The sequence below is a fragment of the Endozoicomonas sp. ALD068 genome (assembly GCF_049310145.1).
In the GTDB taxonomy this organism is placed as follows: domain Bacteria; phylum Pseudomonadota; class Gammaproteobacteria; order Pseudomonadales; family Endozoicomonadaceae; genus Endozoicomonas_A.
The window spans coordinates 1,020,935-1,035,947 of record NZ_JBLYNU010000004.1; the positions used below are offsets into that span (position 1 = coordinate 1,020,935).

8 protein-coding genes are annotated in these 15,013 nt (G+C 46.5%); 7 read left to right on the forward strand and 1 reads right to left on the reverse strand.

What is annotated here, in order from left to right; genetic code table 11:
- Positions 1 to 105: 105 nt before the first annotated feature.
- From ACO6V5_RS03080 to ACO6V5_RS03105, 6 genes are all read left to right on the forward strand, one after another.
- Positions 106 to 1,908: an F-box/WD repeat-containing protein gene (locus ACO6V5_RS03080; protein WP_422134390.1), complete on the forward strand. Its 1,803-nt coding sequence runs from the start codon at positions 106 to 108 to the stop codon at positions 1,906 to 1,908.
- Between the two features lie 178 nt (positions 1,909 to 2,086).
- Positions 2,087 to 3,889, forward strand: coding sequence for an F-box/WD repeat-containing protein (locus tag ACO6V5_RS03085; protein ID WP_422412737.1), 1,803 nt, complete (start codon positions 2,087 to 2,089; stop codon positions 3,887 to 3,889).
- Between the two features lie 503 nt (positions 3,890 to 4,392).
- Complete coding sequence (locus ACO6V5_RS03090; protein ID WP_422134388.1) at positions 4,393 to 6,195, forward strand: F-box/WD repeat-containing protein; 1,803 nt, start codon at positions 4,393 to 4,395, stop codon at positions 6,193 to 6,195.
- Between the two features lie 382 nt (positions 6,196 to 6,577).
- Complete coding sequence (locus ACO6V5_RS03095; protein WP_422412739.1) at positions 6,578 to 8,251, forward strand: F-box/WD repeat-containing protein; 1,674 nt, start codon at positions 6,578 to 6,580, stop codon at positions 8,249 to 8,251.
- A 384-nt stretch (positions 8,252 to 8,635) separates the two neighbouring features.
- Positions 8,636 to 10,435, forward strand: coding sequence for an F-box/WD repeat-containing protein (locus ACO6V5_RS03100; RefSeq protein WP_422412741.1), 1,800 nt, complete (start codon positions 8,636 to 8,638; stop codon positions 10,433 to 10,435).
- Between the two features lie 176 nt (positions 10,436 to 10,611).
- The gene (locus ACO6V5_RS03105; RefSeq protein WP_422412743.1) at positions 10,612 to 12,411 is read left to right on the forward strand and encodes an F-box/WD repeat-containing protein; all 1,800 of its coding nucleotides are present in this window, start codon (positions 10,612 to 10,614) and stop codon (positions 12,409 to 12,411) included.
- A 179-nt stretch (positions 12,412 to 12,590) separates the two neighbouring features.
- Here the strand turns inward: ACO6V5_RS03105 and ACO6V5_RS03110 are convergent, their stop codons facing one another.
- Positions 12,591 to 12,866 carry a hypothetical protein gene (locus tag ACO6V5_RS03110; RefSeq protein WP_422441887.1) on the reverse strand — a complete coding sequence of 92 codons (276 nt, stop codon included), beginning with the start codon at positions 12,864 to 12,866 and terminating at the stop codon, positions 12,591 to 12,593.
- Between the two features lie 161 nt (positions 12,867 to 13,027).
- Here ACO6V5_RS03110 and ACO6V5_RS03115 point away from each other — a divergent pair, with 161 nt between their 5' ends.
- Positions 13,028 to 14,836 (forward strand): F-box/WD repeat-containing protein, encoded by a 1,809-nt coding sequence (locus ACO6V5_RS03115; RefSeq protein WP_422134383.1) that lies wholly within the window; start codon positions 13,028 to 13,030, stop codon positions 14,834 to 14,836.
- Positions 14,837 to 15,013: the final 177 nt, after the last annotated feature.

Consider the following 15,013-nt stretch of genomic DNA (forward strand, 5'->3'; position numbering starts at 1 on the left):
AACAACCTATTATGAACTTTTATTTCAAAGCCGACTCTAATCGTTTTCATCAATTTTGAATGTCTTTACTAACCGGGAAGTGTGAAAACTTAAGAGAAAACAGATATGTATTCTGACGTTAATCATTCCGACATGGCCGGTACACCTTCGCTATCACCTGTAAGCACTTCACCAGGGAAAGAACCACCGGGTGTCAATGCGGGCAGGTCCGTCACTGTGCCTGAAAAAGAAACAGAGAAAACAGCTTTATTACACGATTTGCCCGAGGAATTAACCCTCAAAATTTTTCGCTTTTTGGAACTTCGGGATATTGTCAGTTTGCAACAGGTATCTACACACTTAAACAGGTTTATTAAAAACGAACATGTTCTGGAAAAGACATGGTATCGCCGGTTTTCTTTATCACACCAATATCAATTGAAAAAAAGCCTTCCTTTAGAGAATAAAGAACTGCTCCGAAATTGGCTGCGACCGTTTACGAGAGATCAAGCGTTAGTCGAATCACTTATAACACACCGAGAGGCTGTTTACTTTCCTGCCCTTTTCCATTTCACCAAAGCCCGACTGATGTCTCAATGCGAAAAGTATAATGTCGATACAGAGGCCGTCATTGCTCATAAAGACAGGGTGAATTCAGCCACCTTCAGCGCCGATGGTAGCCAACTGGTGACGGCCAGTAACGATGCAACGGCGAAAATCTATGGTCAGAGGGCCAATGGATCATGGGCAAAAAAAGGCGTCATTTATCATCAAGACGGTGTCGGATTTGCCATCTTCAGTGCCGATGGCCGCCATGTGATAACCGTCAGTTGGGATTGTGCGGCAAAAATCCATAGTCAAATCGATGGGACATGGACAGAGAAACTTGGCATTTTCCATGATGGCAGTTTCTCCTCAGTCACCTTCAGTGCCGATGGCCGTCATTTGGTGACCGTCAGTGAGGATAACACGGCGAAAATCTGTGTTCAGGGAGACGATTGGGCATGGGAAGAAAGACTCACCATTTCCCATGATACCCGGGTCCACTTTGTCACCTTCAGCGCCGATAGTCGTCATTTGGTGATCGCCAGTCACGATAACACAGCAGGAATCTATGGTCAGGAAGCTGATGGATCGTGGGTAAAAAAAATCACCATTTCCCATGACCGACTGATCCAATCAGCCACCTTCAGCGTCGATAGTCACCGTTTGGTGACAGCCTCTGACGATGGCAAAGCGAAAATCCATGGTCAAAAGGACGATGGCTTATGGGAAGAAGAAACCATCATTTCCCATGATTGCCTTGTCAACTCAGCTAACTTCAGTGCCGATGAACGCCATTTGGTTATGGCCTGTGTGGATAACACGGCGAAAATCTTTGGTCTGAAGGACGATGGATCATGGGGAGAGGAAGCCATCATTTCCCATAATAGCTATGTCAACTCAGCCGCTTTCAGCCCCAATGGCAGCCATGTGGTGACGACAAGTTTCGATAAAACGGCGAAAATCTTTAGTAAGAAGGATGACGAATCATGGGAAGAAAAACGCACTATTTCCCATGATCACTATGTCCGCTCAGCCACCTTCAGCCCCGATAGCCGCCATTTGGTGACCGCCAGTCACGATGGCATGGCGAGAATCTATGGTCTGAAGACTGACGGATCCTGGGTTGAAAAGGCCATTATTTTTCATCTGGATGTTGTCATTTCAGCCACCTTTGGCGCCGATGGCCGCCATGTGGTGACCACCAGTACAGATGAAACGGCAAAAATTTATGGCCAGATGACCGATGGATTATGGGTAGAAAAAGCCGTTGTTGCCCATAGAGGTTTGGCCAAATCAACTGCCCTCAGTGCCAATGGCCATCATATGGTTTCGCCCTTTCGCCATAATAAATTGAGAATTTATAAGCTATCGATGAATCATTGATTGTTTGCTGTGATCTATAAAAGGGATGCCATTGCGCATGTGCTGAAAGGCAGAAATTTCTTTTAGTGGCATCTAACAACATACTGTGAATTTTTATTTCAAAGCCGACTCTAACTGACTTCATCAATTTTGAATGTCTTTGCTCATCGGAGAGGTGAAGACTTAAGAGAAAACAGATATGTATTCTGACGTTAATCATTCCGACATAGCCGGTTCACCTTCGCTACCACCTGTGAGCATTTCATTGGAGGAAGAACCATCGGGTGTCAGTGCGGGCATATCCGTCGCTGTGCCTGAAAAAGAAATAGAGAAAACCGCTTTATTGCACGATTTGCCCGAGGAATTAACCCTCAAAATTTTTCGCTTTTTGAAGCTTCGGGATATTGTCAGTTTGCAACAGGTGTCTACACACTTAAACAGGTTTATTAAAAACGAACATGTTCTGGAAAAGACATGGTATCGCCGGTTTTCTTTACCTCACCAATATCAATTGAAGAAAAGCCTTCCTGTAGAGGATAAAGAACAGCTCCGAAATTGGCTGCTACCGTTTACGAAGGATCAAGCGTTAGTCGAATCACTCATAAAACAGCGAAAGGCCGTTTATTTTCCTGCTCTCTTTCATTTCGCCAAAGCCCGACTTATGTCTCAATGCGAAAAGTATAATGTCGATGCAGAAGCCGTTATTGTTCATCAAGACAAGGTGAACACAGCGACCTTCAGCGCTGATGGTAGCCACCTGGTGACGGCCAGTGACGATGCAACGGCGATAATCTACGGCCAGAGGGCCAATGGTTCATGGGAAGAAGAAACCATCATTTCCCATAACCGCGATATCGTATCAGCCCTCTTTAGTGCCGATGGCCGCCATGTGGTGACCGAAAGTGTCGTTGGAACGGCAAAAATCCATGGTCAGGTCGAGGGATCATGGGCAGAGAAACTGAGCATTTTCCATGATGGCAGTTTCTCCTCAGTCACCTTCAGTGCCGATAACCGCCATCTGGTGACCGCCAGTTCGGATAACACGGCGAAAATCTGTGCTCAGGGAGACGATGGGTCATGGGAAGAAAAACTCACCATTTTCCATGATGGCTGGGTCGAATTTGCCATCTTCAGTGCCGATAGTCGTCATTTGGTGACCGCCAGCTACGATCACACAGCAAGAATCTATGGTCAGGAAGTTGATGGATCATGGGTAAAAAAAATCACCATTTCCCATGACCGACTGATCCAATCAGTCACCTTCAGCGCTGATGGTCGCCGTGTGGTGACGACCTCTACCGATGGCACAGCGAAAATCTATGGTCAAAAGAACGATGGCTCATGGGAAGAAGAAATCATCATTTCCCATGATGACAGGGTCAACTCAGCTACCTTTGGTGCTGATAGTCGCCATTTGGTAACGGCCAGTGAGGATAACACGGCGAAAATCTATGGTCTGAAGGACGATGGATCATGGGGAGAAGAAGCCAGCATTTCCCATAATCGCAATGTCGATTCAGCCGTATTCAGCCCCAATGGCAGCCATGTGGTGACAACAAGTTATGATGACACGGCGAAAATCTATGGTAAGAAGGACGACGGATCATGGGAAGAAAAGCGCACCATTTACCACGGTCACGGTGTCATCTCAGCCACCTTCAGCCCCGATGACCGTCACCTGGTGACCGCCGGTTTTGATGGCAAAGCGAAAATCTATGGTCTGAAGGCTGACGGATCCTGGGTAGAGAATGCCATCATTTCCCATGAGGCTTCACTCAAAACAGCCATCTTCAGTGCCGATGGTCGCCTGGTGGTGACCACCAGTAAAGATGGGACGGCAAAAATTTATGGCCAGATGACCAATGGATTATGGGTAGAAAAAGCCGTTGTTACCCATGAAGGTACGGCTGAATCAACTGCCCTCAGCGCCAATGGCCACCATCTGGTTTCGCCCTTTCGCCATAATAAATTGAGAATTTATAAGCTATCGATGAATCATTGATTGTTTGCTGTGATCTATAAAAGGGATGCCATTGCGCATGTGCTGAAAGGCAGAAATTTCTTTTAGTGGCATCTAACAACATACTGTGAACTTTTATTTCAAAGCCGACTCTAAGTACCTAACGAGTTGGTTTCGCATATTCTGGACGGCGGCTTTTTCCATCCTTCTGCGTTCCAATTCTGGTTGCGTAGCTATCGCTACGCGCCCGTCGTTGCGCCTTGAAGGATGAAAAAATCCACTCGCCAGAATATGCGAAACCAACTGGCCAGGTACTTATACCAATCGTGCTTTCTAACTCCCGTGATGAGCATGGAGATTTGAGCACTAAGACAAGGCGGCGTGAGGAGTCATAGCCTTAGCTATGGCGACGATCGGCAACGCAGGATTAAGGCTCAAATCTTCAGCGCAATAGGGAGTTAGAAAGTTCGATTGGTATTAACTGACTTCATCAATTTTGAATGTCTTTGCTCATCGGAGAGGTGAAGACTTAAGAGAAAACAGATATGTATTCTGACGTTAATCATTCCGACATAGCCGGTTCACCTTCGCTACCACCTGTGAGCATTTCATCGGAGGAAGAACCATCGGGTGTCAGTGCGGGCAGATCCGTCGCTGTGACTGAAAAAGAAATAGAGAAAACCCCTTTATTACACGATTTGCCCGAGGAATTAACCCTAAAAATTTTTCGCTTTTTGGAGCTTCGCGATATCATCAGTTTGCAACAGGTCTCTGCACACTTAAACAGGTTTATTAAAAACGAATATGTTCTGGAAAAGACATGGTATCGCCGGTTTTCTTTACCTCACCAATATCAATTGAAGAAAAGCCTTCCTGTAGAGGATAAAGAACAGCTCCAAAATTGGCTGCGACCGTTTACGAAGGATCAAGCGTTAGTCGAATCACTCATAAAACACCGAAAGGCCGTTTATTTTCCTGCTCTCTTTCATTTCGCCAAAGCCCGACTTATGTCTCAATGTGAAAAGTATAATGTCGATGCAGAAGCCGTTATTGTTCATCAAGACAAGGTGAACTCAGCCACCTTCAGCGCTGATGGTAGCCACCTGGTGACGGCCAGTGACGATGCAACGGCGATAATCTACGGCCAGAAGGCCAATGGATCATGGGAAGAAGAAACCATCATTTCCCATAACCGCGATATCGTATCAGCCCTCTTTAGTGCCGATGGCCGCCATGTGGTGACTGAAAGTGTCGTTGGAACGGCAAAAATCTATGGTCAGGTCGATGGATCATGGGCAGAGAAACTGAGCATTTTCCATGATGGCAGTTTCTTCTCAGTCACCTTCAGTGCCGATAGCCGCTATCTGGTGACCGCCAGTACGGATAACACGGCGAAAATCTGTGCTCAGGGAGACGATGGGTCATGGGAAGAAAAACTCACCATTTTCCATGATGGCTGGGTCGAATTTGCCGTCTTCAGTGCCGATAGTCGTCATTTGGTGACCGCCAGCTACGATCACACAGCAAGAATCTATGGTCAGGAAGTTGATGGATCATGGGTAAAAAAAATCACCATTTCCCATGACCGACTGATCCAATCAGTCACCTTCAGCGCTGATGGCCGCCGTGTGGCGTCGACCTCTTCCGATGGCACAGCGAAAATCTATGGTCAAAAGAACGATGGCTCATGGGAAGAAGAAACCATTATTTCCCATGATTACCATGTCAACTCAGCTAACTTCAGTGCCGATAGCCGCCATTTGGTTACGGCCAGTATCGATAAAACGGCGAAAATCTGTAGTCTGAAGGACGATGGATCATGGGGAGAAGAAGCCATCATTTCCCATAATCGCAATGTCGATTCAGCCGTATTCAGCCCCAATGGCAGCCATGTGGTGACGACAAGTTATGATGACACGGCGAAAATCTATGGTAAGAAGGACGACGGATCATGGGAAGAAAAACGCACCATTTACCACGGTCACCGTGTCATCTCAGCCACCTTCAGCCCCGATGACCGTCACCTGGTGACCGCCGGTTTTGATGGCAAAGCGAAAATCTATGGTCTGAAGGCTGACGGATCCTGGGTAGAGAATGCCATCATTTCCCATGAGGCTTCACTCAAAACAGCCATCTTCAGCGCCGATGGTCGCCTGGTGGTGACCACCAGTAAAGATGGAACGGCAAAAATTTATGGCCAGATGACCAATGGATTATGGGTAGAAAAAGCCGTTGTTACCCATGAAGGTACGGCTGAATCAACTGCCCTCAGCGCCAATGGCCACCATCTGGTTTCGCCTTTTCCCGATAATATTTTGACGATTTATAAGCTATCGATGAAGGATTGATTGTTTGCTGTGATCAATAAAGGGACGCCATTGCGGGTGTGCTGAAAAGCAGAAATTTCTTTAGTGGCACTTTACAACCTATTATGAACTCTTATTTCAAAGCTGACTCTAAGTACTCAACCATACGAAATCATATTTTCTGACTCATTGTTCAGGCACTCGCGGCAACTGCTCCTGCGTTGCTCTAGCTCCTGCATCCATGCAGTCGTGCTGCGTTGCAACTCTGGTCACATAGCTTGCTATGTTCCCGTCGTTGCGCCTTGCAGAGCACCTGCCCAATAAGCCAGAAATATTCGATTCCGTATGGTTGAGTACTTAACAGACTTCATCAATTTTGAATGCCTTTACTCATCGGGGGGTGAAGGCTTAAGAGATACCAGATATGTATTCTGACATTAATCATTCCGACATAGCCGGTTCACCTTCGCTACCAGCTGTAAGCACTTCATTGGCGCAAGAACCATCGGCTGTCGGTGCGGGCAGGTCCGTCGCTGTTGTTGACAAAGAAATAGAGAAAACAGTTTTATTACACGATTTGCCCGAGGAATTAACCCTCAAAATTTTTCGCTTTTTGGAACTTCGGGATATTGTCAGTTTGCAACAGGTATCTACTCACTTAAACAGGTTTATTAAAAACGAACATGTTCTGGAAAGGACATGGTATGGCCGGTTTTCTTTATCACATCAATATCAATTGAAAAAAAGCCTTCCTGTAGAGGATAAAGAACATCTTCGAAATTGGCTGCGACCGTTTACGAGAGATCAGGCGTTAGTTGAATCACTCATAACACACCGAGAGGCCGTTTATTTTCCTGCCCTTTTCCATTTCGCCAAAGCCCGACTGATGTCTCAATACGAAACGTATAATGTCGATATAGAGGCCGTTATTGCTCATGACGATAAGGTGAACTCAGCCACCTTCAGCGCCGATGGTAGGCACCTGGTGACGGCCAGTGACGACGCAACGGCGATAATCTATGGCCAGAGGACTGATGGAACATGGGAAAAAAAAGGCGTCATTTCCCATGACGATGTTGTCAAATCAGCCCTCTTTAGTGTTGATGGCCGCCAACTGGTGACCGCCAGTAAGGATAACACGGCGAAAATCTGTGTTCAGGGAGACGATGGGTCATGGGAAGAAAAACTCACCATTGTCCATGATGCCCGGGTCCACTTTGCCGCCTTCAGCGCCGATGCCAGCCATTTGGTGACCGCCAGTGTCAATAACACAGCAAGAATCTATGGTCAGGAAGTCGATGGATCATGGGTAAAAAAAATCACCATTTTTCATCACCAACGGATCAACTCAGTCACCTTCAGTGCCAATAGTCGCCGTGTGGTGACAGCCTCCAACGATGGCACAGTGAAAATCTATGGTCAAAAGACCGATGGTTCATGGGAAGAGGAAACCGTCATTTCTCATGATCATAAGGTCAACTCAGCTGCCTTTAGTGCCGATGGCCGCCATTTGGTAACGGCCAGTGAAGATAACACAGCGAAAATCTACGGTCTGAAGGACGATGGATCATGGGGAGAAGAAGCTGTCATTTCCCATAGGAGCTATATCAGCTCAGCTGCCTTAAGCCCCAATGGCAGCCATGTGGTGACGACAAGTTACGATTACACGGCGAAAATCAACAGTAAGAAAGACGACGGATCATGGGAAGAAAAACGCACTATTTCCCATGATGACTACGTCAGCTCAGCCACCTTCAGCCCCGATAGCCGCCATTTGGTGACGGCCAGTGACGATGGCATGGCGAAAATCTATGGTCTGAAGACTGACGGATCCTGGGTCGAAAAGACCATCATTTCCCATCTGGGTGTTGTCACATCAGCCATTTTTAGCGCCGATGGCCAGCTTTTGATGACCGCCAGTTGGGATCGTACGGCAAAAATTTATGGTCAGTATATTAATGGATTATGGGTAGAAAAAGCCGTTGTTGCCCATAGAAGTTTGGCCAAATCAACCGCCCTCAGTGGCAATGGCCACCATTTGGTTTTGCCCTCTCTCCATAACATTTTGATGATTTATAAGCTATCGATGAAGCATTGATTGTTTGCTGTGATCAATAAAAGGAACGCCATTGCGCATGTGCTGAAAGGCAGAAATTTCTTTAGTGGCACTTTACAACCTATTATGAACTTTTATTTCAAAGCCGACTCTAAGTACTCAACCATACGAAATCATATTTTCTGACTTATTGTTCAGGCACTCGCGGCAACTGCTCCTGCGTTGCTCGAGCTCCTGCATCCATGCAGTCGTGATGCGTTGCAACTCTGGTCACATAGCTTGCTATGTTCCCGTCGTTGCGCCTTGCAGAGCACCTGCCCAATAAGCCAGAAATATTCGATTCCGTATGGTTGAGTACTTAACAGACTTCATTCATTTTGAATGTCTTTGCTCATCGGGGGGGGGAAGACTTAAGAGAAACCAGATATGTATTCTGACGTTAATCATTCCGACATAGCCGGTTCACCTTCGCTACCAGCTGTAAGCACTTCATTGGCGCAAGAACCATCGGCTGTCGGTGCAGGCAGGTCCGTCGCTGTTGTTGACAAAGAAATAGAGAAAACAGTTTTATTACACGATTTGCCCGAGGAATTAGCCCTCAAAATTTTTCGCTTTTTGGAACTTCGGGATATTGTCAGTTTGCAACAGGTATCTACTCACTTAAACAGGTTTATTAAAAACGAACATGTTCTGGAAAGGACATGGTATCGCCGGTTTTCTTTACCACACCAATATCAATTGCAAAAAAGCCTTCCTGTAGAGGATAAAGAACACCTTCGAAATTGGCTGCAACCGTTTACGAGAGATCAAGCGTTAGTTGAATCACTCATAACACACCGAGAGGCCGTTTATTTTCCTGCCCTTTTCCATTTCGCCAAAGCCCGACTGATGTCTCAATACGAAAAGTATAATGTCGATACAGAAGCCGTTATTGCTCATAATAACTGGGTGAAATCAGCCACCTTCAGCACAGATGGTAGCCACCTGGTGACGGCCAGTAGCGATGCAACTGCGCTTATCTATGGCCAGAGTGCCAATGGATCATGGGAAAAAAAAGGCATCATTTTCCATCAAGAGGGCGTCAGATCTGCCATCTTCAGCCCCGATGGTCGCCATGTGATGACCTGCAGTTGGGATTTTACGGCAAAAATCTATGGTCAAGTCGATGGGACCTGGGTGGAGAAACTCACTATTTCCCATGATCATTGGCTCAACTCAGCCACCTTCAGCGCCGATAGCAGCCATCTGGTGACCGCCAGTAATGATGAATCGGCGAAAATCTGCGTTCAGGGAGACGATGGCACATGGGAAGAAAAGCTCACCATTTCCCATGATGATAGGGTCAAATTGGCTGCCTTCAGCGCCGATGGCCGTCATTTGGTGACCACCAGTCACGATAACACGGCAAGAATCTATGGTAAGGAAGTCGATGGATCATGGGTAAAAAAAATGACCATTTTTCATGACCAACGGATCAACTCAATCACCTTCAGTGCTGAAAGTCGCCGTGTGGTGACAGCCTCTGAGGATGGCACAGTGAAAATCTATGGTCAAAAGACCGATGGCTCATGGGAAGAAGAAACCATCATTTCCCATGATGACTGTGTCAATTCAGCCACCTTTAGTACCGATGGCCGCCATGTGGTGACGGCCAGTAAAGATGACACAGCGAAAATCTGTGGTCTGAAGGACGATGGGTCATGGGGAGAAGAAGCGATCATATCTCACAATTCCTATGTCAACTTAGCCGCCTTCAGCCCCAATGACCGCTATGTAGTGACGGCAAGTTACACTAGAGCGAAAATCTGTATTAAGAAGGACGACGGGTCATGGGAAGAAAAACGCACTATTTCCCATCGTGACTCTATACGCTCAGCCACCTTCAGCCCCGATAGCCGCCATTTGGTGACGGCCAGTGACGATCGCATGGCAAAAATCTATGGTCTGAAGACTGACGGAACCTGGGTAGAAAAGACCATCATTTCCCATCTGGGTATTGTCATATCAGCCACCTTTAGTGCCGATGGCCGCCTTGTGGTGACTACCAGTACAGACAGAACGGTAAAAATTTATGGTCAGGATATTAATGGATTATGGGTAGAAAAAGCCGTTGTTGACCAAATAGGGTTGCCCAATTTAACTGCCCTCAGCGCCAATGGTCACCATCTGGTTTCGCCCTTTTCCCATAACGTTTTGACGATTTATAAGCTATCGATGAAGCATTGATTGTTTGCTGTGATCAATAAAAGGGACACCATTGCGTATGTGCTGAAAGGCAGAAATTTCTTTAGTGGTTCTTAACAACCTATTATGAACTTTTATTTCAAAGCCGACTCTAACTGACTTCATCAAAATTGAAATTCCTTGCTAATCGGTGGGAATAATCAACCAAGAGAAACCAGATGTATTCTGATGTTAATTATTCCGACATAGCAGGTTCCCCTTCGATACCAGCTGTAAGCACTTCATTGGCGAAAGAACCGTCGGGAGTCAGTGCGGGCAGGTCCGTTGCTGTGCCTGAAAAAGAAATAGAGAAAACCGCTTTATTACACGATTTTCCCGAGGAAGTAACCCTCAAAATTTTTCGTTTTCTGGAGCTTCGGGATATTGTCAGTTTGCAGCGGGTATCTACTCACTTAAACAGGTTTATTAAAAACGAACATGTTCTGGAAAGGACATGGTATCGCCGGTTTTCTTTATCACATCAATATCAATTGCAAAAAAGCCTTCCTGTAGAGGATAAAGAACAGCTCCGAAATTGGCTGCGACCGTTTACGAGAGATCAAGCATTAGTTGAATCACTCATAAAACACCGAAAGGCCGTTTATTTTCCTGCCCTTTTCCATTTCGCCAAAGCCCGACTGATGTCTCAATACGAAAAGTATAATGTCGATACAGAGGCCGTTATTGCTCATAGTGACCAGGTGAAACCAGCCACCTTCAGCCCCGATGGCAGCCACCTGGTGACGGCCAGTGAGGACGCAACTGCGCTTATCTATGGCCAGAGTGCCAATGGATCATGGGAAAAAAAAGGCATCATTTCCCATCAAAGTGGTGTCAGATCTGCCATCTTCAGCCCCGATGGTCGCCATGTGATGACCTTCAGTTGGGATTTTACGGCAAAAATCTATGGTCAAGTCGATGGGACTTGGGTGGAGAAACTCACTATTTCCCATGATGATTGGATCAACTCAGCCACCTTCAGCGCCGATAGCAGCTACCTGGTGACGGCCAGTGACGATGCAACGGCGAAAATCTGTGTTCAGGGAGACAATGGGTCATGGGAAGAAAAACTTACCACTTACCATGATGATTGGGTCAACTTTGCTGCCCTCAGCGTCGATGGTCGCCATTTGGTGACCGCCAGTGACGATAACACGGCCAGAATTTATGGTCAGGAAGTTGGTGGATTGTGGGTAAAAAAAATCACCATTTTTCATGACCAACGGATCAACTCAATCACCTTCAGTGCTGAAAGTCGCCGTGTGGTGACAGCCTCTGAGGATGGCACAGTGAAAATCTATGGTCAAAAGACCGATGGCTCATGGGAAGAAGAAACCATCATTTCCCATGATGACTGTGTCAACTCAGCCACCTTTAGTGCCGATGGCCGCCGTGTGGTGACGGCCAGTAAAGATAACACTGCGAAAATCTGTGGTCTGAAGGACGATGGGTTATGGGGAGAAGAAGCCATCATATCTCTTAATTGCTGTGTCAACTTAGCCGCTTTCAGCCCCAATGACCGCCATGTAGTGACGGCAAGTTTCACCAGAGCGAAAATCTATAGTAAGACGGACGACGGATCATGGGAGGAAAAACGCACTATTTCCCATCGTGACTCTATCCACGTAGCCACCTTCAGCCCCGATAGCCGCCACTTGGTGACGGCCAGTGACGATCGCACGGCGAAAATCTATGGTCTGAAGACTGACGGATCCTGGGTTGAAAAAACCATCATTTCCCATCTGGATATTGTCTTGTCGGCCACCTTTAGCGCCGATGGTCGCCTTGTGGTGACCAGCAGTACAGATAGAACGGCAAACATTTATGGTCAGGATATTAACGGATTATGGGTAAAAAAAGCCTTTGTTGAGCAGACATGTTTTCCCACATCAACTGCCCTCAGTGCCAATGGCCATCATTTGGTTTCGCGCTTTCGCCATGACAAATATAGAATTTATAAGCTATCGATGAATCATTGATTGTTTGCTGTGGTCAATAAAAGGAACACCATTGCGCATGTGCTGAAAGGCAGAAATTTCTTTGCTGGCATTCAATAACATAGTATGAACTTTTATTTCAAATCCGAGTCAAACTCACTTTATCAATATTGAATATCTTTGCTCATCAGAGGGTGTCGCAAAACTTCAACAGCTCGTTCTCACGCTCTGAAGTCGTCATTCCCGCGAAGGCGGGAATCCAGCGCCAACGGTGGATCTCTGCTTTCTCGGGGATGACAAGGCCAGGGGGACACCGGGCAGTATGGTTCTGGTGGAGAGTCAGTGTGGATTCCCGCCTTCGCGGGAATGACGAGAATGAAGCCGGGAATGACGAGAATGAAGCCGGGAATGACGAGAATGAAGCCGGGAATGACGAGAATGAAGCCGGCAATAACGGGAGTCAGCGCGTTCCCGCGCCGGAGAGAGTTTTGCGACACCCTCTCTGCGCGGGAATGCATACCTCCCCTGAAAAGCGGACTCTGCAGCTCGAGATAAGTATGGGTTCCCACGCAGGGACCCACAGGGCCTAAAAGCATGGGAACCAGAGTTTTGCGACAGCCTCATCAGGGGGAGGGTGAAAACTTAGGAGAAACCAGATATGTATTCTGACCTTAATAATTCCGACATAGCCGGTTCGCCTTCACTTCCACCTGTGAGCACTTCATTGGGGGAAAAATCATCAGGTGTCAGTGCAGGCAGGTCCGTCACTGTGCCTGACAAAGAAATAAAAAAAACAACTTCATTGCCCGATTTGCCCGAAGAAATAATTATCAAAATTGCGCGTTTGCTGAAATTTCGGGATATCGTCTGTTTACAACAGGTATCTACTCACACATACACTGCCATTAAAAACGATCCTGTACTGGAAAAGGCATGGTTTCGCCGGTTTTCTTCACTGCACCAATATCAACTAAAGAAAATTCTACCTGTAGAGGATAAAGAACAGCTCCGTAGTTGGCTGCGACCGTTTACGAAGGATGAAACGTTAGTCGAATCAATATTAGAACACCGAAGTTATGATTATTTTCCTGCTCTGTTTTATTTCACCAAAGCTCGACTGATGTCTCAATGCAAGATGTTTAATGTAGATACAAAAGTGATCCTTAACCATTCTGGTTTTTGGGGTGGTGTGTTCTCAGCCACCTTCAGCGCCGATGGCAGCCACCTGATAACGAGGTGCGCAGACGGAAAGGCCAGAATTTACCATAACAATGGATCATGGGATAGAAAAGCCATTATTCCCCATAGAGATGAGATCGTGTCAGCCATCTTCAGCGCTGATGATCGCTACGCAATGACCGTCAGTTTCGATAAAACGGCAAAAATCTATGGTCAGGTCGACGATGGGTCATGGGAAAAGAAACTCACTATTTCCCATGGTGATTGGCTCAACTCAGCCAACTTCAGCGCCGATAGTCGCCATTTTGTGACTGCCAGTAAGGACCAAACGGTGAAAATCTGTGTTCAGGGAGATGATGGATCATGGGAAGAAAAACTCACTATTTCCCATGATAATTGCTTTGACTTAGCCATCTTCAGTGCCGATAGTAGCCATCTGGTGACCACCAGTTACGACGATTACACAGCAAAAATTTATGGTCGGGGAGTCGATGGATCATGGGAAGAAAAATTCACCATTTTCCATAGCCTGTGGATCAACACAGTCAACTTCAGTGCCGATGGCCGTCATCTGGTGACTGCCAGTGACGATGGCACAGCGATAATTTATGGTCAAAAGGCTGATGGCTCATGGGAAGAAGAAACCATCATTTCCCATGATCACAGGGTCAAGTCAGCCATATTCAGTGACGATGGCCACCATGTGGTGACCGCAAGTAAGGATCATACGGCAAAAATCTATGGACAGAAGAGCGACGGCTCATGGGAAGAAAAGTGCACTATTAACCATGGTCGCCATATCCTCTCAGCCAACTTTAGCCCCGATGGCCGCCATGTTTTGACCGCAAGCAAAGATCATACGGCAAAAATCTATGGCCAGAAGAGTGATGGTTCATGGGAAGAAAAGTGCACTATTAACCATGGTCGCCGTGTCCTCTCAGCCAACTTCAGCCCCGATGGCTGCCATCTGGTGACGGCCAGTAAAGATGGCACAGCGAAAATCTATGGTCTGAAGACTGACGGATCCTGGGTCGAAAAGGCCATCATTTCCCATGAAGCTTCACTCAAAACAGCCACCTTTAGTGTCGATGGCTGCCTTGTGATTACCACCAGTATGGATGGAACGGCAAAAATTTATGGTCAGTGGGCTAATGGGTCATGGATAGAAAAAGCCGTTGTTACCCATAGAGGTATGGCCGAAACTGTCCTCAGTGCCGATGGCTACCATTTGGTTTCACCTTTTCTCTTTGACAATTTGAGAATTTATAAACTATCGATGAAGAACTGATTGTTTGCTGAGATCAATAAAGGGACACCATTCTGAATATACGAAAGGCAGAAGTTTTTTTTAGTAGCAATTAACAACCTATTATGAACTTTTATTTCAAAGCCGACTCTAATTGACTTCATCAATTTTGAATATCTTTGCTCATCAGGGGCAGGGTGAAGACTTAAGAGAAACCAG